This is a genomic window from Dictyoglomus sp. NZ13-RE01 (assembly GCA_002878375.1).
Taxonomy (GTDB): Bacteria; Dictyoglomota; Dictyoglomia; order Dictyoglomales; family Dictyoglomaceae; genus NZ13-RE01.
This window is the reverse complement of sequence record NIRF01000001.1, coordinates 149,663-170,691: the sequence shown is the minus strand read 5'-3', so window position 1 is coordinate 170,691 and position 21,029 is coordinate 149,663. Positions and strand designations below refer to the sequence as shown.

Annotated in this window: 22 protein-coding genes, 4 tRNA genes and 1 pseudogene; 5 read left to right on the top strand and 22 right to left on the bottom strand. The window is 33.3% G+C overall.

The features are described 5' to 3' along the window. Position 1 precedes the first annotated feature (1 nt). The 10 genes and pseudogenes from CBR30_00890 to CBR30_00845 all read right to left on the bottom strand — a co-directional run bounded on the left by CBR30_00890 (position 2) and on the right by CBR30_00845 (position 4,969). A pseudogene (locus CBR30_00890) lies at positions 2-820 on the bottom strand (hypothetical protein). A gap of 13 nt (positions 821-833) precedes the next feature. Beyond that, a complete protein-coding gene (locus CBR30_00885) occupies positions 834-1,397 on the bottom strand; it encodes a hypothetical protein (protein PMQ02243.1) in 564 nt (187 codons plus the stop codon). 20 nt (positions 1,398-1,417) lie between these two features. Continuing rightward, a tRNA-Arg gene (locus CBR30_00880) sits at positions 1,418-1,494 on the bottom strand. A gap of 20 nt (positions 1,495-1,514) precedes the next feature. Beyond that, positions 1,515-1,760, bottom strand: coding sequence for a hypothetical protein (locus CBR30_00875; GenBank protein ID PMQ02242.1), 246 nt, complete (start codon positions 1,758-1,760; stop codon positions 1,515-1,517). A 14-nt stretch (positions 1,761-1,774) separates the two neighbouring features. Then, on the bottom strand, positions 1,775-3,160 hold the full coding sequence (gene gltA / locus CBR30_00870) for a glutamate synthase (NADPH), homotetrameric (protein PMQ02241.1): 1,386 nt from the start codon (positions 3,158-3,160) through the stop codon (positions 1,775-1,777). Next, positions 3,147-3,995 carry a ferredoxin-NADP reductase gene (locus CBR30_00865; GenBank protein PMQ02240.1) on the bottom strand — a complete coding sequence of 283 codons (849 nt, stop codon included), beginning with the start codon at positions 3,993-3,995 and terminating at the stop codon, positions 3,147-3,149. Before CBR30_00865 ends, gltA begins: the two co-directional genes overlap by 14 nt. Positions 3,996-4,017: 22 nt before the next feature. Next, complete coding sequence (locus CBR30_00860; protein ID PMQ02239.1) at positions 4,018-4,704, bottom strand: hypothetical protein; 687 nt, start codon at positions 4,702-4,704, stop codon at positions 4,018-4,020. Positions 4,705-4,729: 25 nt separating this feature from the next. Beyond that, positions 4,730-4,804: transfer RNA gene (locus CBR30_00855), tRNA-Ala, on the bottom strand. A gap of 6 nt (positions 4,805-4,810) precedes the next feature. Continuing rightward, positions 4,811-4,886, bottom strand: a tRNA-Cys gene (locus CBR30_00850). Between the two features lie 8 nt (positions 4,887-4,894). Next, positions 4,895-4,969, bottom strand: a tRNA-Gly gene (locus tag CBR30_00845). 120 nt (positions 4,970-5,089) lie between these two features. Between CBR30_00845 and CBR30_00840 the strand changes: the two genes are divergently transcribed. The 5 genes from CBR30_00840 to CBR30_00820 all read left to right on the top strand — a co-directional run bounded on the left by CBR30_00840 (position 5,090) and on the right by CBR30_00820 (position 11,697). Then, positions 5,090-7,198, top strand: coding sequence for an ABC transporter substrate-binding protein (locus CBR30_00840; protein PMQ02238.1), 2,109 nt, complete (start codon positions 5,090-5,092; stop codon positions 7,196-7,198). A 78-nt stretch (positions 7,199-7,276) separates the two neighbouring features. Beyond that, complete coding sequence (locus CBR30_00835; protein ID PMQ02237.1) at positions 7,277-8,344, top strand: ABC transporter permease; 1,068 nt, start codon at positions 7,277-7,279, stop codon at positions 8,342-8,344. A gap of 10 nt (positions 8,345-8,354) precedes the next feature. Beyond that, positions 8,355-9,746, top strand: coding sequence for a peptide ABC transporter permease (locus tag CBR30_00830; GenBank protein PMQ02236.1), 1,392 nt, complete (start codon positions 8,355-8,357; stop codon positions 9,744-9,746). 12 nt (positions 9,747-9,758) lie between these two features. Then, on the top strand, positions 9,759-10,727 hold the full coding sequence (locus tag CBR30_00825) for a dipeptide/oligopeptide/nickel ABC transporter ATP-binding protein (GenBank protein PMQ02235.1): 969 nt from the start codon (positions 9,759-9,761) through the stop codon (positions 10,725-10,727). Next, on the top strand, positions 10,720-11,697 hold the full coding sequence (locus CBR30_00820) for an oligopeptide ABC transporter ATP-binding protein (protein ID PMQ02234.1): 978 nt from the start codon (positions 10,720-10,722) through the stop codon (positions 11,695-11,697). The genes CBR30_00825 and CBR30_00820 overlap by 8 nt, the downstream gene beginning before the upstream one ends. Positions 11,698-11,708: 11 nt before the next feature. Here CBR30_00820 and CBR30_00815 read toward each other — a convergent pair whose 3' ends face one another. The 12 genes from CBR30_00815 to CBR30_00760 all read right to left on the bottom strand — a co-directional run bounded on the left by CBR30_00815 (position 11,709) and on the right by CBR30_00760 (position 20,898). Continuing rightward, positions 11,709-12,020 carry a DNA-binding transcriptional regulator gene (locus tag CBR30_00815; GenBank protein PMQ02233.1) on the bottom strand — a complete coding sequence of 104 codons (312 nt, stop codon included), beginning with the start codon at positions 12,018-12,020 and terminating at the stop codon, positions 11,709-11,711. Next, positions 12,010-13,311, bottom strand: coding sequence for a 3-phosphoshikimate 1-carboxyvinyltransferase (gene aroA, locus CBR30_00810; protein PMQ02232.1), 1,302 nt, complete (start codon positions 13,309-13,311; stop codon positions 12,010-12,012). Before aroA ends, CBR30_00815 begins: the two co-directional genes overlap by 11 nt. Continuing rightward, entirely contained in the window at positions 13,292-14,155 is an 864-nt protein-coding gene (locus CBR30_00805) for a prephenate dehydrogenase (protein PMQ02231.1), read from the bottom strand. Before CBR30_00805 ends, aroA begins: the two co-directional genes overlap by 20 nt. Continuing rightward, on the bottom strand, positions 14,152-15,177 hold the full coding sequence (aroF, locus tag CBR30_00800) for a 3-deoxy-7-phosphoheptulonate synthase (GenBank protein PMQ02230.1): 1,026 nt from the start codon (positions 15,175-15,177) through the stop codon (positions 14,152-14,154). Before aroF ends, CBR30_00805 begins: the two co-directional genes overlap by 4 nt. A gap of 2 nt (positions 15,178-15,179) precedes the next feature. Then, positions 15,180-16,256, bottom strand: a complete 1,077-nt coding sequence (aroB, locus tag CBR30_00795) for a 3-dehydroquinate synthase (GenBank protein PMQ02229.1) — start codon at positions 16,254-16,256, stop codon at positions 15,180-15,182. After that, positions 16,238-17,404: a chorismate synthase gene (locus CBR30_00790; GenBank protein ID PMQ02228.1), complete on the bottom strand. Its 1,167-nt coding sequence runs from the start codon at positions 17,402-17,404 to the stop codon at positions 16,238-16,240. The genes aroB and CBR30_00790 overlap by 19 nt, the downstream gene beginning before the upstream one ends. Next, entirely contained in the window at positions 17,392-18,240 is an 849-nt protein-coding gene (gene aroE / locus CBR30_00785) for a shikimate dehydrogenase (GenBank protein PMQ02227.1), read from the bottom strand. The genes CBR30_00790 and aroE overlap by 13 nt, the downstream gene beginning before the upstream one ends. 65 nt (positions 18,241-18,305) lie before the next feature. Beyond that, on the bottom strand, positions 18,306-18,752 hold the full coding sequence (aroQ, locus tag CBR30_00780) for a type II 3-dehydroquinate dehydratase (GenBank protein ID PMQ02226.1): 447 nt from the start codon (positions 18,750-18,752) through the stop codon (positions 18,306-18,308). Beyond that, entirely contained in the window at positions 18,745-19,266 is a 522-nt protein-coding gene (locus CBR30_00775; protein ID PMQ02225.1) for a shikimate kinase, read from the bottom strand. Before CBR30_00775 ends, aroQ begins: the two co-directional genes overlap by 8 nt. Beyond that, positions 19,266-19,373 (bottom strand): hypothetical protein, encoded by a 108-nt coding sequence (locus tag CBR30_00770; GenBank protein ID PMQ02224.1) that lies wholly within the window; start codon positions 19,371-19,373, stop codon positions 19,266-19,268. The genes CBR30_00775 and CBR30_00770 overlap by 1 nt, the downstream gene beginning before the upstream one ends. Positions 19,374-19,523: 150 nt before the next feature. Then, positions 19,524-20,435: a spermidine synthase gene (locus CBR30_00765; protein ID PMQ02223.1), complete on the bottom strand. Its 912-nt coding sequence runs from the start codon at positions 20,433-20,435 to the stop codon at positions 19,524-19,526. A 31-nt stretch (positions 20,436-20,466) separates the two neighbouring features. Continuing rightward, complete coding sequence (locus tag CBR30_00760) at positions 20,467-20,898, bottom strand: S-adenosylmethionine decarboxylase proenzyme (GenBank protein PMQ02222.1); 432 nt, start codon at positions 20,896-20,898, stop codon at positions 20,467-20,469. Between the last annotated feature and the right edge of the window lie 131 nt (positions 20,899-21,029).

Genomic DNA, 21,029 nt, shown 5'->3' with positions numbered 1-21,029 from the left:
ATCAATATAACCTCTCCTGTTCTAATCTTGTTAAATGTTCACTTCCTTTCAATAATCTTATTCTTCTACCTTTCACTAAGTTTACAAATTCCGGGATAATTTTACCTCTTTCTTCTTCAATTTCCAATAGTATTTCCTCTAAATTTCTCCTTCCGTCAATAGCTTTAATCATTTTCTGGGTAGCAGGATTAGGGGATGATACATTTCCAGTAAGTTCAGGAACAATCTCTTGTAGGTCTACTAATTCTCTTATTGCTAATCTCCCTTGATTAATATTTTGCAGTACAACATCAATTGCCATAAGGGTCGGTACACTACTCATTCTTGCAATAGTAGCAAAATCTCTTCTCCCATCAATATTTGAAAGTACAAATCTTTCTTTCTCTTCTTGAGTCATAGTTTCTGGTTTCTTCCTAAGAAGTAAGACTTGCACAGCGGAAGGCACTGCAAATTCTGGTCTCACAAAATAGGGAACTACGGTTAAAGATTTAAGTTGTTTTTTCTTTTCGTTCCATTCATCAGTAATCCTTGCAGCCTCTAAAATCAATCCTTCTGGAGAAAAATCAATGGTAGTTGGTACGTCTGGAAGGTTTCCTGATTGAAATTCAAAACTTCCTTCATTTCAGGTAAAAAGCTCCAAAAAAGCTTCCATTCCAAAGATATTTCCTGCTTGAGCATGTATCACCCTTCCGCCTTTGAAATATATATTTCCCTTTCTATAACTTCTTTGAATTACTAAAGTTCCCGTTTCACCCTTTCCACTAATAAACTGAATTAAAGATGCCAAATCAAATTCTCTTAAATTACCTGTTAATGGCAATTTTCATCTCTCCTTACTTTTTAAATTTTAAATATTTAAGGATACTTAAAGAAAAGGAATTACCATCCAAAGCTAAAGTAATATAAAAATCTTTGAAGTAGTATCTGCCAAAAATTAATACTTTTCCTGCTTCTTTAAAAGGAAATAAGAAATATCCACCAACCGTTACATAATTATTAATAGGATAAGAGAATGCTCCTTCTAAATTAACATCACTATTACCTAAAGCACCAATATTTAATTGAACTCCACCTTTAAGCTTCTCTAAAAGGAATGGTACTAAAATCTCAAAATAATTTTGGTTATTTCTGTGCTCTATTCCTAAAGCTAAATTTGGATATAGTTTTAGATTTCCCCCAAAACGAAGTGAGTCATGAATTCCGCCCCAAATAACCATATTTTTATCAACTGCATAATTTAAAAGGATATAAGGAGAGAAAGGTGAAAAAATAAAGCCTGCATCCAAAAAAGTAATATAATTATATGAATTTTCTTGAAGGGAATAGCCCCATGTACCTGCAAAAGATGGATTTGTTAAAAAAAGTATGAGGAGAGCTAATAAAATTTTTCTTTTCATTGATCCCTCCCTTATGAATATGGTGCGCCCGAGAGGACTTGAACCTCTAACCTACGGATTCGTAGTCCGCCGCTCTATCCAGTTGAGCTACGGGCGCCCATACTTCATTATATTTAATTACAAAAGAGATTGCAAGTCTTTCAAGAGATTATGAAGTTCTTCTTCAAGATTTTCGTCATTCCTTAATACACAACTTTTTGCATGTTCTTCTATAATAAGTATACCAACTCTTTTCAATGCGGATCTAACTGCGGATATCTGAGATATTATCTCCTTACAGTCCCTCCCCTCTTCTATCATTCTTTCTATTCCTCTTATCTGTCCCTCAATTCTTCTTAGAGCGGATGAATATTTCTTCTTCATGGGATCACCTAAGCTTAGGAGTTTAAAAGAAGATTTAAAATGGATTTTGCAGCAATTTTTCCTGCACCCATTGCGCTAATTACTGTGGCAGAACCAGTGACTATATCTCCACCTGCAAAGACCCTATCCATACTTGTTTTTCCTGTCTTTTCATCTACAATAATATTTCCATGTTTATTAAAAGCTAATCCCTTTGTTGTTTTGTAAATAAGTGGATTTGGAACTGTTCCTATAGCAACTATCACCATATCAAGAGGGAATATATAGTTTGAACCAGGAATAGGAATTGGTCTTCTTCTTCCTGAACTGTCCGGTTCTCCTAATTCCATTCTTTGTAATTCTATAGCTTTAACATTACCATTTTCATCCCCTATAAACCTAACAGGAGAAACTAATAGATCAAAAATTACCCCCTCCTCTTTAGCATGAATTATCTCCTCATGTCTCGCAGGCATTTCCTCTTCTGTCCTTCTGTATATGATATGCACTTCTTTAGCTCCTAACCTTAAAGCGGTTCTTGCAGCATCCATGGCAACATTTCCTCCCCCAATTACCCCAACAACCTTTCCAATCTTTATGGGTGTATCATATTCAGGAAATTTATATGCTTTCATTAAATTTACTCTGGTTAAAAATTCATTTGCAGAATAAATACCAATAAGGTTTTCTCCAGGAATATTCAAAAACTGAGGGGTGCCGGCACCAGTACCAATAAATACAGCGGAATATTCATTTAGGAGTTCTTCAATAGTATAGCTTCTTCCAATAACAACATTAGTGTAAATATTTACCCCAAGACTTTTTACATACTCAACTTCCGCTCTCACAATCCTTTTTGGCAGTCTAAACTCTGGAATTCCATATATTAATACTCCTCCTGGCTCATGGAAGGCTTCAAAAATATCGACTTTCATTCCTGCTTTTGCAAGATCTCCTGCACAGGTAAGTCCTGCAGGTCCAGATCCTACTACAGCTACCCTTTTATTAATTTTTCTCTCAATCTTAGGTATATCAAATCCCTTATTAAGTTCTAAATCCGCTACAAATCTTTCTAACCTTCCAATGGCAACAGGTTCTCCAATCTTTTTCAATGTACAGAAAGCTTCACATTGATTTTCTTGAGGACATACTCTTCCTGTTGTTGCTGGTAGATTGTCATTCTTTTTTATCTCCTTGATAGCTAAATCATATCTTCTTTCCCTTATTAGCCTAATAAATTCAGGGATATTAATATTTACTGGACAACCGGAAACACAAGGAGCATCTTTACATTGTAGACATCTTTCCGCCTCTTTTAATGCTAATTCTTCAGTATAGCCTAAAGCTACCTCATCAAAATTCTTAATTCTTTCTTTTGGATCTTGTTCTGGAATTGGAGTTTTAAACTTACTTACTGCCAATTTTGGATTCCTCACTTTCTTCAAAAAGCTTCAAAGAAAGTTGTTCTTCCTCTCTATATGCTTTTAATCTCTTTAATAGTTCATCAAAATTGACTAAATGTCCATCAAATTCTGGACCATCTACACAGGTAAACATGACCTTATCCCCTACTGTAACCCTACATCCCCCACACATACCTGTCCCATCAACCATGATGGGATTTAAACTAACAATCGTAGGTACATTATAAGGTTTTGTTAATTCACATATTACCTTCATCATTATGGTGGGACCTATAGCCCAAATTCTATCTATTATTCTTTCAGAATCTAAAATTTTCTTAAGAACATCAGAAACAAACCCCTTATGACCATAAGAGCCATCATCTGTAGCAAAATATATTTCATCACTAATTTTCTCAATCTCTTCTTTAAAAATAAGATAATTTTTACTTCTTGCTCCCAGAATTGTTATAACATAATTTCCCTTTTCCTTAAGAGCCTTTAAAATAGGATATAAAGCAGCTATACCAACTCCTCCCCCAACTCCAATTATTGTACCATAGTAATCTACTTCCGATGGATTTCCTAACGGACCAACTAAGTCTAATATTTCATCGCCTTCTCTCAATTTACCTAAAAGTCTTGTAGTTTTTCCTACTTCTTGAAATACTATCGTAATAGATTCCAGGGATGGATTGATATCCGCAATAGTTAGTGGTATTCTTTCTCCCTTCTCATTTATTCTTAATATAACAAATTGACCAGCTTTTGCCTTTTTAGATATTAAAGGAGCATACACATCAATTAATTTCACATTCGGTGCAAGTTCCACTTTCTTTAATATCCTATACAATTAAATTTACCCCCTTTATAAATTATCCTGTGGTAGAATTTGGATCAATTAAAATTATATTCTCAAAAAATATAACATTTAATTGGGTATTTCCATTTTCAATTCTAAGTATCTTTGGTGCCCTATTATTATAACTAAATATGATTATAAATGAAAAACTGTCTTTTGCTTTCAGAACTTTGTTTATAGGGATGGCTGGAACACTTTCTTTTAATAGATCTCTATAGATTTGCTCATTATTTAATAAAACTTCTTGCCCTCCAGACACATTTTCTAAGTAAAATTTCGTTTTGTTTAAATCAAGATCTTTATCGCCAAGGTTTTGAATTGTTATAAAGAAAGGGATAGTTTTATTAAAGATAGGTAGATCAAATTTAGGATAATCTTTTAAGTTCAGTAAAATTACCTTCAAGGGATAATTTGTTGAATAACCATAATGAAAGTTAAAAAAGTTTAGATTCTTTTTGTTTATTAAAGCTCCTTCTATATGTAGTCTTACTAATTTTTCTTGTAATTTTGTGTTATTATAAACCTGATATAACTTTGTATAATTATCTACTGCAATATTCCAGGATATATATGAATTCTCTTTGTTTTGCCAAAAAATATTCTCCTGTTCTTGAGCAACCTTTAATAATAGGTTGGTATCTTCCGCCCAAGTAAAGGAAAAAATTAATATTATTAATAATAAAAAAAGGAAGAGTCTCATTTTTCTCTCCCTGATTTAAAATTTTTGGTGGAGCTGGGGGGACTTGAACCCCCGACCTCTTCCGTGCCATGGAAGCGCGCTCCCTCTGCGCCACAGCCCCACTTTTTGGAGGCGGCGCCCGGACTCGAACCGGGGAATGGGAGATTTGCAATCTCCTGCCTTAGCCACTTGGCGACGCCGCCTTTTATTTTGGAGCGGGCGACGGGATTTGAACCCGCGACCCTCGGCTTGGGAAGCCGATGCTCTACCTCTGAGCTACACCCGCATCAAAAACTACTTTTAGTATATGTTTTTTTTAATTTTTGTCAAGCTTACAGGATTGACAAATATTTTGTTAGTTAGTATGATAAAAATCAAAATTAAATCCTTGGAGGTGATATGATTTATGTGGAAAGGGCTTAAGGGTCCAAAAATCTCCATAGCTATTGTTTTAGTTCTACTTTCTTTACTTGTTTTCTCCTCATCAGCCCAAACGGTTCAGGTAAATAAAAATGGTTGGTTAGATCAAATAGCCTTTGTACCAGAAAAAGACTTGGCAAAAGCCGTTGAAATGTTATCCAAAGGCGATATAGATATATATTTCAATGAAATTAGTGATCCACAGCTTTTCAGAAGAGTAAAAGAGGATCCAAATCTCACATATGGAACATCCTTTGGACTTTACTATGAGCTAACATTTAACCCTGTAGGACCCACATACAAGGATGGAAGATTGAATCCATTCAGCAACAAGAAGATAAGAGAGGCAATGAATATTGTAATAGATAGACAATACATTGTGGACGAAATTATGGGCGGACTTGCAGAACCAAAACTTTTGCCATTAAATAAAGGATTCCCAGAGTATGAAAGGTATAAAGATACAATACAACAGTTAGAGAGCTTGTATAAGTATGACTTTGAAAAAGGAAAAAAGATTATCTCTGATGAAATGAAAAAGATGGGTGCAGAGCTTAAAGGAGGAAAGTGGTATTATAAAGATAAGCCAGTTACTGTAAAATTCATAATAAGAACTGAGGATAGGAGAAAGCAAATAGGAGATTATGTTTCAACACAACTTGAAAAATTAGGATTTACAGTAGAAAGAATGTATAAAACTTCTCGTGAGGCATCTCCTCTATGGGTAAGGGGAGACCCTGCAGAAGGACAATGGGATATATATACCGGTGGTTGGATTACAACAGTTCTTGCAAGAGATATGTCTGATAACTTCCAATTCTTCTATTTACCAGACTCTCCTATGTCCTATTCTCCTCTTTGGAGAGCTTATAAACCCGACAAGGAATTTAGAGATGTTGCAAACAAGCTTGCTCAAAGAACATTTAAGAGCTTAGCGGAAAGAAACTACTTAATGAGAAAAGCTTTAAAGCTTTGTCTAAAGGATTCAGTAAGAGTCTTCTTGATAGATCAGAAGGCAGCTTGGGCAAGAAGAAAGAATATTGATATTGCAGTAGATTATGCTGGTGGTAATTCCGCAAGAGTATGGCCATATACTTTAAGAATTGCTGGAAAAGAGGGCGGAAGTGTTAAGGCAGGAATGGCAGAAGTAATTATTGACCCATGGAACCCAGTAGCAGGCTCCAATTGGGTATATGATACCATTTTCTGGGAAGCAACTTTTGGAAGAAATTGGATCTATCATCCATATAATGGACTTCCTATACTTCTTGGAATTGAAAGTGCAGATCTTACTGTGAGCTCTGAAGTTCCAACCTTCCCAAATAAAGGTTCTGACTGGTTAAAATTCAAGAAGGTAAATACTGTTACAGTACCATCTGATGCATGGTATGGCTGGGATGTAAAGAAACAGACAATGGTTACTGCAGGAGAAGCAGGTGTAAAAACTGCAAAGGTTAAGGTTGTGGTTAACTATGGTGACGTAATAGGAAAAGTGAAATATCATGATGGGTCTGTTTTAAGTCTTGCGGATTATATTGTGGAATTCATATTGCCATTTGAGAGAGCAAGCAAAGATAGTAAGCTATATGATGAAAGTTATGTTGATTACTTCAATTCATGGAGAGAATCTTTTGTAGCATGGAAAATAGTTAAAGAACATCCATTAGTAATTGAGTATTATACAAACTATGCAGAGTTAGATGCAGAACTTACCGCTTTATGGCCTACAAGCTCCGCTCTTACTCCATGGCATGACCTTGCTATTGGAATAAGAGCAGAAGAGGAAGATAAACTTGCTTTCTCTGCAGATAAAGCGGAGGCAAAGAAGGTTGAATGGATGAACTATATTGGTGGTCCAAGCCTACCTATATTAAAAGATATGTTGGATAAGTCACAAAAGGATGGATACATACCTTTTGCCAACTTCGTAAAGAAATACGTATCAGAAAGTTCTGCTAAGGAAAGATATGAAAATCTCAGCAATTGGTACAATAGATTCAAACACTTCTGGGTAAGTAATGGTCCCTACTACTTAGAGAAGGCAGATACAGTTGCTCATACAGTTCTATTAAAGAATGTTAAATTTTTGAAATAAAATAGTATAATATTAACCCAGGGAGGATATCCTCCCTGGGTCTTTTTTTTGAATAAAATTAATTTATAGAAAAGGAGGTTGAGTTCCATAGAAGGACTATTAAAAATATTAAGGTATTTCAGCAAAAGAGCTATCGTACTTTTTATAACGGTTGTAATCTCTGTCTATTTAACTATTGTTATTGCAAATGCTGGTGGATACGTAGATAAGATGGCAGAGACAGAGATTAGAATGCAAGTAGCAATGCGTATCAAGGATGATCCAACTCTCCGAGGATTTACTGAAGAGCAAAAACAAAGGCTCATAGAGAGTAGAGTAAGGAATGAATTAAAAAGGAGAGGTTTAGATAAGCCTTTCCTTATAAGGAGTTTATATCACTTAAAGAATGCTATTGTTTTAAATTTAGGGACCGCAATGTATATGACAAGTGATAGTGGTTCTATGCAGGTAAAAAATATAATTCTTGAGAGACTCCCACTTACCATATTACTTTTCACAACAGCTACTGTGATAAGCTTTTTCCTGAACTTATATCTTGGCTTAAAATTATCAAGAAGGTACGGTTCTTTTTGGGATAAATTAGTAGTATACCTTTCTCCTACCTCTGTTATTCCAGGATGGTTTTATGGAATATTCCTTATTATGATTTTTTATTCATGGCTCCACATTCTTCCACCTGGTGGATTTGTAGATTTTCCACCTCCTCCTACTCCATGGGAATACGCCTTAAGTGTAATTAAACATATGATACTTCCTTTAACTGCATGGATAATAAGTCCACTATTCTTAGGGATTTATAGTGAGAGGAATTTCTTCCTCATTTTCTCAACTGAGGATTATGTAGAGGTGGCAAAAGCAAAAGGTCTTCCAGCAAAAGATATTGAAAGAAAATATATCTTACGCCCTGCCCTTCCACCAATAATAACAAACTTTGCTTTAACAGTAATAAGTTCATGGATGGGAGCTATTGTTACTGAATCCATTTTCAATTGGCCTGGTCTCGGTATGGTTCTTTCTCGTGCTATAGGTCTATTTGATGCTCCTGTAATTGTTGGAGTTACTGTCATTTATGCATATCTTTTAGCAGGTACTGTTTTAATATTGGACTTTATCTATGCACTTATTGACCCAAGAGTAAGAATATGAGGTGAAAAAAATGGATGAAATGGAACTTACTTCAAGTTATAGTTTAAAGGGAATAGTAAAAGAAGTTTTAAGGTATAAGACTGGAATATTTTCTTTACTCATTTTTGCCTTCTTTATTATATTGACTTTATATGCAGTTTTTACGATTCCATACGACAAAGCTATCACTCTATGGAATGATAGTCAGGCTTGGCTAAAAAATCCAAGAAATGCTCTTCCTGTTTGGTGGGGATTCTTTACAGGGAAAAAGCTTCCAAAAAACATACATCTTACTGAAAAGGATGCTAAAATAAATGTGATTTCACAAAATCCAAAAAAGGTAGAATTTGCTTATTCCTTTGATTTTAATTATGATGATTTTCCATCTGAGTTTAATATATTCTTAAAAAGCTCTTATAAAAGTGAACCTCCCCTACTAAGGGTTTTTTGGGGAAAACCAAATGGAGATAAGATTATACTCATAGAGCATAGATTAAGAGGAGAAAATGATACCTTATATTTAGCGAATGAGACCTCCATTGAAAATAAACTTACAGAATATTTAACATCAAAGTTAGGATATTATCCTACATATCCTGTAACTGTTCAGAGAGGTCTTTTTGTAGATACCTCTGGTAATCTTAATATAGAAAAAGGTAGATACAACCTGTATATTGAAGTAGAATTTAGTAATAATGAAGATGAGATTGAAATAGAACCTATAATATATGGAAAGGTTTATGGAATAGCAGGAACAGACCATATAAGAAGACCAATAGATTTAGCACTCCTTTGGGGAACTCCCCTTGACCTTTCTTTTGGTTTAGGTGCTTCTATTAGTATTACCTTTTTACATTTAATTCTTGCAACTATAAGTGGTTGGTTTGGAGGAAAAGTAGATTCTTTAATTCAAAGACTCACCGAGATTTACATGGTTCTTCCCTTCCTTCCCCTTATGATAATGATATCTATATTTTACAAACTTACCCTTTGGAAGCTATTAATTGTTCTTATATTCTTAAGCCTTTTTGGGTCTGCAGTAAAAACCCAGAGAGCATTAGTACTTCAAGTGAAGAGTCTTCCTTATATAGAGGCTGCAAAAGCTTATGGTGCCAGTAATTGGAGGATAGTGTTTTTATATATAATTCCAAAGATACTTCCTCCAGTAATTCCAAGCCTTATAATTTCAATTCCTGCCTATGTATTTTTGGAAGCAATTCTTTCTCTTTTTGGTGTTCTTGATCCAACACAACCTACATGGGGAAGAGTAATTGAGGATGCTTTTCAAAATGGAGCATTATACAAAGGATATTATTATTGGGTTCTTGAACCATCATTTCTCTTAATTTTAACTGCTATTTCCTTCTCATTATTAGGTTTTGTCATTGATAGAATTGTAAATCCAAAACTAAAGGAGATATAGGAGTGCAAAGAGATGGAGGAAGTACTTTTAAAGCTAAATAATTTTACACTCTCTTACAAGACGAGAAAGGGAAGTTTAGAAGCTGTTAGAAATGTTAGTTTTGAATTAAGAAAAGGTGAAACCTTAGCTATAGTAGGAGAGTCAGGTTGTGGGAAAAGCTCTTTAGCAAGAGGAATTATTAGATTATTTCCAAGAAATTTAGAGAAGGTATCTGGTGAAATATATTTAGATGGACAAGAGATTCTATCACTAAACGAGGAGAGTTTTAGAAAAAATGTTCGTTGGAGTAAAATCTCTATGGTATTTCAAGGAGCAATGAACTCTCTGAATCCTGTTTTAAAGGTAGTGTATCAAGTAGCAGAACCATTGATTGTACATATGGGAATGGATAAAGAATCTGCCTATAAGAGAGCAAAAGAAATACTTAGTTTGGTTGGAATATCTGAGTCCTTTGCAGAAAGATATCCTTTTGAGCTTTCTGGAGGAATGAAGCAAAGAGTTGTCATAGCTATGGCTTTAATAACAAACCCTCAAATTGTAATTCTTGATGAGCCCACTTCTGCATTAGATATTATTACTCAAGCAAATATTATGAATCTTTTAAAGGTACTCAAGAAAGAATTGAATTTAAGCTATATCTTTATAACCCATGATATAGCTACTACAAGTGAATTAGCAGATAGGGTAGCAGTTATGTATGCTGGCGAGATTGTAGAAATAAGTCCTGCAGATGAATTTTATAGTAGACCAGCCCATGGTTATACTATGATGCTTTTAAATAGTGTACCAACTCTTAGAACTGATAAAAAGTTAAGATCTATTCCAGGATCTCCTCCAAGTTTAATCAATCCGCCTCAAGGTTGTAGATTCCATCCTCGCTGTCAATATGTAATGGATATCTGTAGAGTAAAAGAACCTCCTATGTTTAAAAAAGGAGAAGAACACTATGCAAAATGTTATATAGGTGAGAGCCATGAATAACAACGATATTTTATTAAAAGTTGAAAATTTAAGAGTATGGTTTGAGATTAGAAAAGGATTACTTTCTCATCCTCTATATGTAAGAGCCGTTGATGGAATAAATTTTGAATTGAAAAAGGGAGAATCTATATCCCTTGTTGGGGAAAGTGGAAGTGGTAAAACGACTCTTGGAAAGACCATTTTAAGGCTCTATGAACCCACTTCTGGTAAGATTTATTTTGATGGAAAAGATATAACAAATTTAGATTCTAAAGAACTTCAGTGGTATAGAAAAGAGACAGGTTTAGTTCAGCAAGATCCCTTTGGAGCACTTCCATCCCACCTTACCATTTATAGGATTCTTGAGGAACCTCTTCTTATTCATAAAATTGGTACTCCACAAGAAAGAAGAGAGATGATATTAAAAGCCTTAGAGAGTGTTAAATTAACTCCTGTAGAAGATTTTGCTCCTAAGTATCCTCATATGCTTAGTGGTGGACAGATGCAAAGGGTTGTTATAGCAAGAGCTTTAATTATGAATCCGAAGCTTGTTGTGGCGGATGAACCTGTATCAATGCTTGATGCATCAGTAAGAATAGAGATCCTTGAGCTATTAAGAGAATTACAGGATAAACTTCATATGAGTTTGATTTATATAACTCATGATCTTGCTACTGTAAGAGCTTTCTCTCATTGGATATTCATCATGTATGCGGGAAATTTAGTAGAGAGGGCAAATACAAAAGAACTTTTGAATAATCCAATGCATCCTTATACAAGAGCACTTCTTTCAGCAATTCCCGATCCAGATCCTGAAAATAGAAAAAAATTAAGAGATGTTCCTCCTGGAGAACCACCAAATCTCATAAATCCTCCAGAAGGATGTAGATTTGCGCCAAGATGTGCGCAAGCTATGGATAAATGTAAACAAGAACCACCTGAAATAATGGTTTCTGATAATCATTGGGTAAAGTGTTGGTTGTATGCATAAGAGAGGGAGATTTATTCTCCCTCTTCCTTTTTATTTAGGATTCTGCTTAATGCGATTTTATACCCATCCGCTCCATAATATAGAAACTTTTTAACTCTACTAATCGTTGCAGAACTTGTGCCAGTTGTTTTTTCTATCTCTTCATAAGATTTTCCTTCATATAGCATCTTTGCTACCATTAGTCTTTGAGCTAATTCCTTTATCTCATTAATAGTACAAATATCCTCTAAAAATCTTAAAACTTCTTCTTCATTCTTTAGGGTTAAAATAGCTTTGACTAATACTTTTATATTATCGTCAACCCACTTTGGTTCATAACTCAAAAATTTCACCTCCAATACCCTTTAAAATATCAATGAAATTGGGAAATGATATATCTATGCTGTCTCTTTCCACTATTGTTTCTCCTTCAGATATGAGTCCAGCTATAATAAAGGACATGGCAATTCGGTGATCATTGTATGAATTTATTTCTGCTCCCTTCAAATTTACTGGTCCCTCAATAACAAAACCATTCTCTATTTCTTCACCCTTTCCTCCCATTCTTCGTATATTCTCTAATATTGCTTTTATTCTATCTGATTCTTTTACTTTTAATTCCTCCACATTTCTAAAATAACTTTTGCCTTTTGCTTGAGTAGCAATAACTGCAAGAATTGGAACCTCATCAATTAAAGTAGGAACAATTTCTCCCTCTACTGTAAATCCTTTTATTTCTGAAGTTTCAACTAAAATATTTCCTACTTTTTCTTTTCCCCATTCATCCTCTCTTAATATTTCTATCTTAGCACCAGCATCTTTTAAAATTTTTAGCATTCCAATTCTTGTTGGATTTATACCTACATTCTTAATTATAAGTTTTGAGTTTGGAACTAATAAAGCTCCAGCTATTAAAAAACTTGCGGATGAAAAATCTCCTGGTACATAAAAATCTTTTGCAAAGAAATTTTCCACTCCATGAGTTTCTAATTCCAATCCCCTCTTATTTAAAGGCAAATTGAGATATTCAAAGATTAATTCAGTATGGTTTCTTGATAAAGATGGCTCCCTTATAATAGTTTTACCTTCTGCAAGAAGTCCTGCTAAGAGAAGTGCGGACTTTACTTGGGCACTTGCTACTGGTAAATCATATTCTATTCCTTTCAAGTAATTTCCTCTAATAGCTATTGGTAAGAAATTACTTTCCTTTCTTCCCAGAAATACTCCACCCATTTTTATAAGGGGATCAACTACTCTTTTCATAGGTCTTCTTCTTAAGGAATTATCTCCTGTTATTACATTTGTTTTTCCTGGCTGTCCAGCCAATACTCCTAACATAAGTCTTACAGTTGTTCCTGAGTTCCCTGCATATAATACATCATCCGCTTCTTCTAATCCTCTTAGTCCCTTTCCTTCAACTACTAATACTTCATTCTCTCTGTAAATATTTACTCCTAAACTTTTTAAGCAATTTAGAGTAGATAGACAATCCTGAGCATAGAGAAAATTATGGATTTTAGAGATTCCTGTAGCCAAAGAAGAAAATATTAAGGCTCTATGAGAGATAGATTTATCACCAGGAACCTCTATATTTCCCTTTAATCCAGAACTTTTTTTAGTTTTTATTAGCTTCATTATTTATCTCCTCAATTTTTAATCTTTTTTCTCTTGCAGTTTTAAATATCTTCTCTAATTCTTCCCATTCCTCTTTTTCAATAGCATTGTAAACTCTAATAAAATTTGAATAAAAATCTCTCATGGATTTAAGTATATGTGTTTTATTTTCCTTTATTATATCTAACCACAATGGGACAGGACTTTTTGCTATTCTTGTAGTATCCTTAAAACCAGTACCAAAAGTTTTTCCTCTATCTCTATTAATACTAGTATCCGCTAAAATATATGCAATAATTTGGGGAAGATGGCTTATATAAGCTAAGGTTATATCATGATATATTGGGGTTGTAATCATTGCCCTTGCTCCAATACTTTCTATCAATTCTTTAGCCTTATCTATTTTTAAAAAGGTAACTTCCTGTGAAGGAACTAAAAAAAATATCTTCCCTCTAAATAAGTCTGCGGATGAATTTTTGTATCCTGAATTTTCTTTTCCTGCAAGAGGATGACCTCCGATAAACACTTTTGTCAATAATGGATCTTTATTTGCAAAAAATACAATTTTTTGTTTTGTACTGGCTGAATCTATAACAATTTGGTCCTCCTTTAAATACGGTTTTATACTTTCTAATATTTTTTTTACCATTGATGGATATACACAAATAAATATAAAATCACTCTCTTTTAATTCATCCTTTGCCTCCTCAATAGTGGAATATCCCTTATCAATTATATTCTCAGACCTTAAATCTTCTATTGCATTATCATCTTTATCGATACCCCAAACATAAAGGCTATTATTTTTAAAAGCCTTTGCCAAAGAAGCACCAATTAGTCCTAATCCTATAATTCCGATCCTCATAGGTCTCTTCCTATAGCAGAGGCTATATTTCTAAGTTCCTGCATTAAATTATCGAAAGCCTGGAAATTTAAAGATTGTGGTCCATCGGAAAGAGCCTTCTCAGGATTTGGATGTACTTCAATTATTAATCCATCCGCCCCACAGGCTATTGCCGCTTTTGCCATGCTTGGTACTAATTTATAACTCCCTGTTCCATGACTTGGGTCCACAAATACTGGCAAATGAGTCTTCTCTTTAAGAGCAGGTACTATAGATAAATCTAAGGTATTTCTTGAAAAGTCTGAGAAGGTTCTAATACCTCTTTCACAAAGAATCACTTCACTATTTCCTCCTAATAATATGTATTCTGCTGCAAACAAAAATTCTTCTAAGGTTGCAGAAGGACCCCTTTTTAATAGGACTGGCTTCTTTACTTTACCAACTTCTTTTAGAAGAGAAAAATTCTGCATATTTCGAGCACCAATCTGAATAATGTCTATGTAATCTAATGCTATTTCTAAGTCCCTTGGATCCATAATTTCAGTTATTACAGGTATATTAAACTCCTCTTTTACCTCTTTTAGTAATTTTAATCCTTCCACCCCAAGTCCTTGGAAAGAGTAAGGACTGGTCCTTGGTTTATAAGCTCCACCTCTTAATATCTTAGCTCCTTTTTCCTTAACAAATTTTGCAGTTTCTCTTAATTGTTCTCTACTTTCTACAGCGCATGGTCCTGCCATTACAATTATTTGTTTTCCTCCAATTACAATGTCATTTATTTTGATTTTTGTTCCATCGGGCTTTATTTCTTTCAAAACTAATTTATAAGAGGTTAAAATAGGTATGACCTTTTCAACAAATGGAAAAACCTCCAATTGCTCCATTATTAGGATTTTTTCTTCCATTCTTTTTTCGCCAACAGCACCAATAACCGTTCTTGTTTCACCTCTTGATATATGGGCTCCGTAATTAAATTCCTTAAGTTTTTCAACAATTTTCTGAATATCTTCGTCGGTTGCATCCGGCTTTAAAACAATTATCATGTTTAGAAATCCTCCTTTTTATCAATAACATCCTTTATTATCTCAATAGGAATATTTTCTTCTATGGTGACCTCCCCTATCTTTTTTGGTAGAATAAATCTCAAGTTTTTAGATATGGCTTTTTTATCTCTTAACATGTATGGGAAAAGAGCGGAAGATTTATAAGGAGAATTAATATCAAATCCATATTTCATTAGTATATTTTTTATTCTATCTAAGGTATCCTTTGAACAAATATTTAATACATATGCTATCCTTACTGCAAGATACATACCAATAGCAACACACTCTCCATGTAAATATTTGCTATATCGACCTCTTGCTTCAATAGCATGACCAATAGTATGCCCAAAATTTAAGATCATTCTGAGGTTCTTCTCTTTTTCATCTTTTTCTACTACATATTTTTTGCACAATATACTCTCTTTAATAATATGAAGTATAGCTTTTTCATCTCTTTTTAAAATTTTTTCATAATTTTTATCTAAAAATTCAAATAAATCCTCATTTAATATGATTCCATATTTAATGACCTCTGCAAGTCCATTCCTAAACTCTCTATCTGGTAAAGTATCTAATGTTTTTACATCTATAAAAACTGCTTTAGGATGATAGAAAGAGCCTATTAAATTTTTTCCTTCTGGTATATTGATGGCTGTTTTTCCACCGATGGAACTATCAACTTGTGAAAGTAATGTGGTAGGAACTTGGTAGTAATCAATTCCTCTTAAAAAGGTACTCGCAACAAATCCTACAAGATCGCCTATAACACCGCCACCAAGAGCAATTAATAAAGATTTTCTATCCGCATTGAGTTTTGCAAGGGTCCTATGAATTTTTACAAATTCCTTTATAGATTTACTTTTTTCCCCTGTTGGGACAAAGATAAAATTGGGAGAGTAATTTTTTTCCTCTAAGGAGTTCTTTAATTGATCACCATACTGCCAAGCCAAAAATGGATGGGTAACTATAAATATAGAGGAGTAAGAATTGGTAAAATTAGAGCAGTACGAAAGACAATTCTTACCAATATATATAGAGTATTCGTTATTTGGTATGTTTATTCTAATTTCTTCCATAATCGCTCTTCCACATATTCTTTATATTGGAAGAAATTTTTCTTAATCTCATTTATATGATCTCCCGAAAATTTTTTGAGAAATTCATCCGCAATTACCCATGAGGCCATTGCTTCAGCAATTATTCCAACTGCTGGAACTACACATACGTCACTTCTTTCGTAAAAACTTTCTTTTATATTTTTTTCTTTAAAATCAAAGGATTTTAAAGGTCTTCTTAAAGTAGGAACTGGCTTAACAGCCCCTCTTATAAATATAATTTCACCATTTGAAATTCCACCCTCAATGCCACCTGCAAAATTGCTTTTTCTCTTAATTATTCCATCCTTATCTTCAAAAGCATCTAATACTTCAGATCCTTTATGTTTTGCACTATAGAATGCCTCACCTATTTCAACTCCCTTGACTGATGGAATGCTTATAATTGCAGAAGCTAAAAGAGCATCCAGCCTTCTATCCCAATGAGTATAACTTCCAAGTCCTATAGGAACATTTCTTATCATAACTATAAAAGTACCCCCTAAAGTATCTCCTTCATCTCTAATCTTGTCTATAAGATTTTTTACATCATCCTCTGTTTCTTTATTTATCCATCTTAAATCAGAAAGGTCCGCTCTCTCCTTTATTTTTTCCCAGGAAATATCTTTAAAATCATCTTTAATATTTCCTATAGATTCTGTATAACTTATGGTATCAATATCAAATTCCTTTAATAATAATTTAGCAAAAGCTCCCACAGCAGTTCTTATTGCAGTTTCTCTTGCACTTGCCCTTTCTAACACATTTCTAATATCTTCATGATTATATTTAATGCTTCCTGCAAAATCTGCATGACCAGGTCTTGGTATTGTAATGGGATTTTCTGTTTTTCTATTTAATGCATCCATCTTATTTTTCCAGTTCTCCCAATCTTTATTTCTTATTTTAATGGCTATAGGAGAACCTAAAGAATAGGACCCCCTAACTCCAGAAAGTATCTCAACCTCATCCTTTTCTATTTTCATTCTACCGCCTCTTCCATAAACCTTCTGTCTTTTCTCTAATTCTTTATTTATAAAATTAATATCTATTTTTACTCCTGCAGGATAACCCTCTATAATTGCAATAAGACAAGGTCCATGGGATTCTCCCGCCGTTAAGAATCGCATAAGTACTCCTCTCCTACCTTTTTGAGTAGTTCAAAAGGGGGACTCATATTAAACCAAATCTCCCATGCATATATTCCCTGATATATTAACATATCTAATCCGTTTTTATATGGTATTTTCTTTTTTTCCGCCTCCAAGATTAAAGGAGTTTTATAAGGGTTGTAAATAATATCATAGACAAAATAAACTTTATCTGGATTTATAAAATTATCATTTACAGGTAAGCTTTTACCATCAAGTCCTATAGATGTTGTATTAATAATAACTAATGGATAATCATTTATATACTCAATTTTATCCCATGGTATAAACTGAATATTTATATTAGGATAATTAAAACTTAAATCTTTAATCAAATTTATAGCCCTCTCTTCTGTTCTATTTGTAATATAAATTTTTTTAACTTGGTATTCACACAAAGAAAAACCAATTGCTCTTCCAGCCCCACCAGCTCCCAATATTAAATATGGAATGTCTTTTGGAAGTTTAATTTCTTCTAACGTTTTAATAAAGCCAGGAATATCAGTGTTGTCTCCATACCACTTATCTTCTTTTACTTTTATTGTATTTACCGCTTTAACCTTTTTCGCCAATAGAGATATTTCATCTAAATAGAGTATTATTGATTCTTTATATGGAATTGTTACATTCAATCCATAGATGGGAAGGACTTTTAAGCCTTCTACTGCTTTTTGAAATTTTTCCATTGGAATGGGAAAATTAACATAGACTGCAGGAATATTTAATTCTTTAAAGGCAAAATTATGGAGTATATAGGAAATTGAATGTTCTAAAGGATATCCTATTAAACCTAAAATTTTTATGTGAAATTTCATAATATCCATCCCAAAAATAAATTAATTTGTGGAATAATGTATCAAAAATTTGATGGATTGTCAATTTAAGATTTTAAAGAAGAAAAGTAAAGGTGAATAGCCTCTAAGGCGAGTAGATAACTGTTTATTCCAAAGCCTGATATCTGTCCTAAAGCTATAGGAGCAATAACTGAATGATGTCTAAATTCTTCCCTCTTATATATATTACTTAAATGAACCTCTATTACAGGTTTTTCAAAGGAAGCCAAAGCATCTCTCAGAGAGTAACTATAGTGGGTTAATGCACCTGGATTAATTACTATAGCATCCGCCCATTCTCTATATTCTTGTATCCAATCTATAAGTTGACCTTCCCAGTTTGACTGTAGTATTCTTACTTCTATATTTTTTTCCTTAGCTTTTTCTGTAATTAATTCGTTTAGTTTTTGAAAACTCACATTTCCATATATATTAGGTTCTCTAATTCCCAACAAGTTTAGGTTAGGTCCATGTAATATGAGCACCTTAATCATAATTTACCTTTGTCAACACCTCTTTAACAATAGTATCTACGCTTTTATTATCAATATCTATAGTAATATCACAGGTTTCCTCATAGAGAGGAAGTCTCATCTTCCAAATATTGTAAAGTTCATTCCATCTCTTTTTCAAAAGAGGTCTCTTATTTATTTCTTTAATATCTTTTAGATGTTCTAATAAGGTTTCAAAACTTCCTTTTAAATAAATAACAGTACTATTTTCTTTTAGAATCTTTCTATTTTCTTCTTTTAAAATTACTCCCCCTCCTGTTGATAAAATAATCTTCTTTTCCAAGCTAAAAACTTCTTTTAAACATAGGCTTTCTATTTCTCTAAAATACTCTTCTCCCTTTTCCTTGAAAATATCGTTAATACTCATTTTGTACTTTTCTTCAATATAATTATCTAAATCCATAAAATAAAAACCATTTAAATAAATAGATAACTTCTTCCCTATTACAGTTTTACCACTTCCCATGAATCCAATTAACGATAGGGAAGACTTCATTACCTACTAAAGATATACATTCCCCAGATAATAAATATACTAAGCAAGAAAAAAACTGCAACAATAATAGCTACAATCTTAACAATCTTTTCTTGTTTCTTCTTCATTGCAGTACTCCTTTAGTCAGAATTGAAATTTTCCTTTGTATCATAGCACTCGTTAAAGTGAGGGCAACGTTGACAGCAACCTATCTTGTGATTTTGACATTCTTTGTAATATGGACACTCTTCACAGCAAAACATTAATACCTCCTAAATTTAATCCTCTACCATATATAGAGGATTAGAATCATAGGCAACTGTATTTTCCTTTTCTATAATTTCTCTTACATGTTTAGGTAGTGAAAACATCATTTTGTGAGTTTCACCATCATAAAATCTTAAATCAATAATATTCTTTTCTTCTAATCTTTTATTAATATAATCCTCTGAAAATTCCTTTGGGTTTATTTTATCACTGGCAAATATAAAACTCCATATGAAATCATACACTGGAACATAAGCTTGATAAGAAAATACCATCCCAAATATATTTCTCAAAGTAGAACTCATGACAGAATGAAATTTCAATTTTAAGTGATGAGAAGTACTAGCTTGCATTACAAAAATACCATTTTCAGTTAAATGGTTCTTTACGATATTGTAAAACTCATAAGTAAATAATTTAACTGATGGACTACCTGCCATTGGCTCTGAAAGATCACTTATTATTACGTCAAATTTTTCATCGGTTTCTTCTAAGAAAGCCCTTGCATCTCTGAAAAGTAAACTTACTCTTTTATCAAAAAAAGAGTTTTTGTGCCAACTTTTGAGAAATTCCTGGGATATTTTTACTACTTTTTCATCTATATCAACCATTACAGCCTTTTCTACTTCCTTATATTTTAATACCTCTCTTAAAGTGGCTCCTTCTCCTCCACCTAAAATTAATACTCTCTGAGGAGACGGATGTAAAATCATAGCTGGGTGGACTAACGCCTCATGGTAGATAAACTCGTCCTTTTCACTGGACTGAATCCTACCATCTAATACTAAGCAAACACCATAGAAAGGACTTTCAATTATTTCAACCTTTTGGTATGGCGTTTCGTCTACATAAATAAATTTCTCTATTCCATGCCAGTGAATCTCACTGGGATGGTTTTTTTCAATCAACCAGTAAGCATTCATTTTTATTCCACCTATCTTTAATAAATTTTAGTCAACCTACCTTTTCCTTTTCCTCAACTTTCTCATTCTTATAAGGCTTATAGGAAAATTGATCTGCATCTAAAGGCAGAACACCTCTTTTTGCTTCAAAAGTCATAACTTGTTCTGCCTGAAGCTCACTTTGCAAATACTCAAAAGCCTTCCAGGGATCTACATGATCTCCGCAGGTAAATAAATCAGCTGCTACAAATCCGTATTCTGGCCATGTATGAATAGCCAGGTGCGATTCAGAGATAACAACTACTCCACTTACTCCATAAGGATTAAATTGATGAAATACTACTTCCACTACTTCTGCACCTGCGATTATTGCAGCTTTTGTCATGATCTCTTTTATTTTTTGTAGATCATTTAGTACCTCTCTATTGCAGTTATACATCTCCGCTAAAATATGTCTCCCCAGAGACTTCCCTGTTATTTTCACTTTGGTCTCGCCCCCTTTCTGAAATTTTTACGAAAGAGATTTTATCACTAAGTTTCAAATTTAGCAAGAGTTTTTATGGAGAAATTTGGAATTTTTAGGATATTTTTCTTGTTTTTTAGAGTGATTTTAAA

Bases quoted from the DNA above. Each gene is read 5' to 3' on its own strand.
- CBR30_00885 (PMQ02243.1), bottom strand. From the start codon at position 1,397: ATGAAAAGAAAAATTTTATTAGCTCTCCTCATACTTTTTTTAACAAAT.
- CBR30_00875 (PMQ02242.1), bottom strand. From the start codon at position 1,760: ATGAAGAAGAAATATTCATCCGCTCTAAGAAGAATTGAGGGACAGATA.
- CBR30_00860 (PMQ02239.1), bottom strand. From the start codon at position 4,704: ATGAGACTCTTCCTTTTTTTATTATTAATAATATTAATTTTTTCCTTT.
- CBR30_00840 (PMQ02238.1), top strand. From the start codon at position 5,090: ATGTGGAAAGGGCTTAAGGGTCCAAAAATCTCCATAGCTATTGTTTTA.
- CBR30_00830 (PMQ02236.1), top strand. From the start codon at position 8,355: ATGGATGAAATGGAACTTACTTCAAGTTATAGTTTAAAGGGAATAGTA.
- CBR30_00825 (PMQ02235.1), top strand. From the start codon at position 9,759: ATGGAGGAAGTACTTTTAAAGCTAAATAATTTTACACTCTCTTACAAG.
- CBR30_00820 (PMQ02234.1), top strand. From the start codon at position 10,720: ATGAATAACAACGATATTTTATTAAAAGTTGAAAATTTAAGAGTATGG.
- aroA (PMQ02232.1), bottom strand. From the start codon at position 13,311: ATGAAGCTAATAAAAACTAAAAAAAGTTCTGGATTAAAGGGAAATATA.
- CBR30_00805 (PMQ02231.1), bottom strand. From the start codon at position 14,155: ATGAGGATCGGAATTATAGGATTAGGACTAATTGGTGCTTCTTTGGCA.
- aroF (PMQ02230.1), bottom strand. From the start codon at position 15,177: ATGATAATTGTTTTAAAGCCGGATGCAACCGACGAAGATATTCAGAAA.
- aroB (PMQ02229.1), bottom strand. From the start codon at position 16,256: ATGGAAGAAATTAGAATAAACATACCAAATAACGAATACTCTATATAT.
- CBR30_00790 (PMQ02228.1), bottom strand. From the start codon at position 17,404: ATGCGATTCTTAACGGCGGGAGAATCCCATGGACCTTGTCTTATTGCA.
- aroE (PMQ02227.1), bottom strand. From the start codon at position 18,240: ATGAAATTTCACATAAAAATTTTAGGTTTAATAGGATATCCTTTAGAA.
- aroQ (PMQ02226.1), bottom strand. From the start codon at position 18,752: ATGATTAAGGTGCTCATATTACATGGACCTAACCTAAACTTGTTGGGA.
- CBR30_00775 (PMQ02225.1), bottom strand. From the start codon at position 19,266: ATGAAGTCTTCCCTATCGTTAATTGGATTCATGGGAAGTGGTAAAACT.
- CBR30_00770 (PMQ02224.1), bottom strand. From the start codon at position 19,373: ATGAAGAAGAAACAAGAAAAGATTGTTAAGATTGTAGCTATTATTGTT.
- CBR30_00765 (PMQ02223.1), bottom strand. From the start codon at position 20,435: ATGAATGCTTACTGGTTGATTGAAAAAAACCATCCCAGTGAGATTCAC.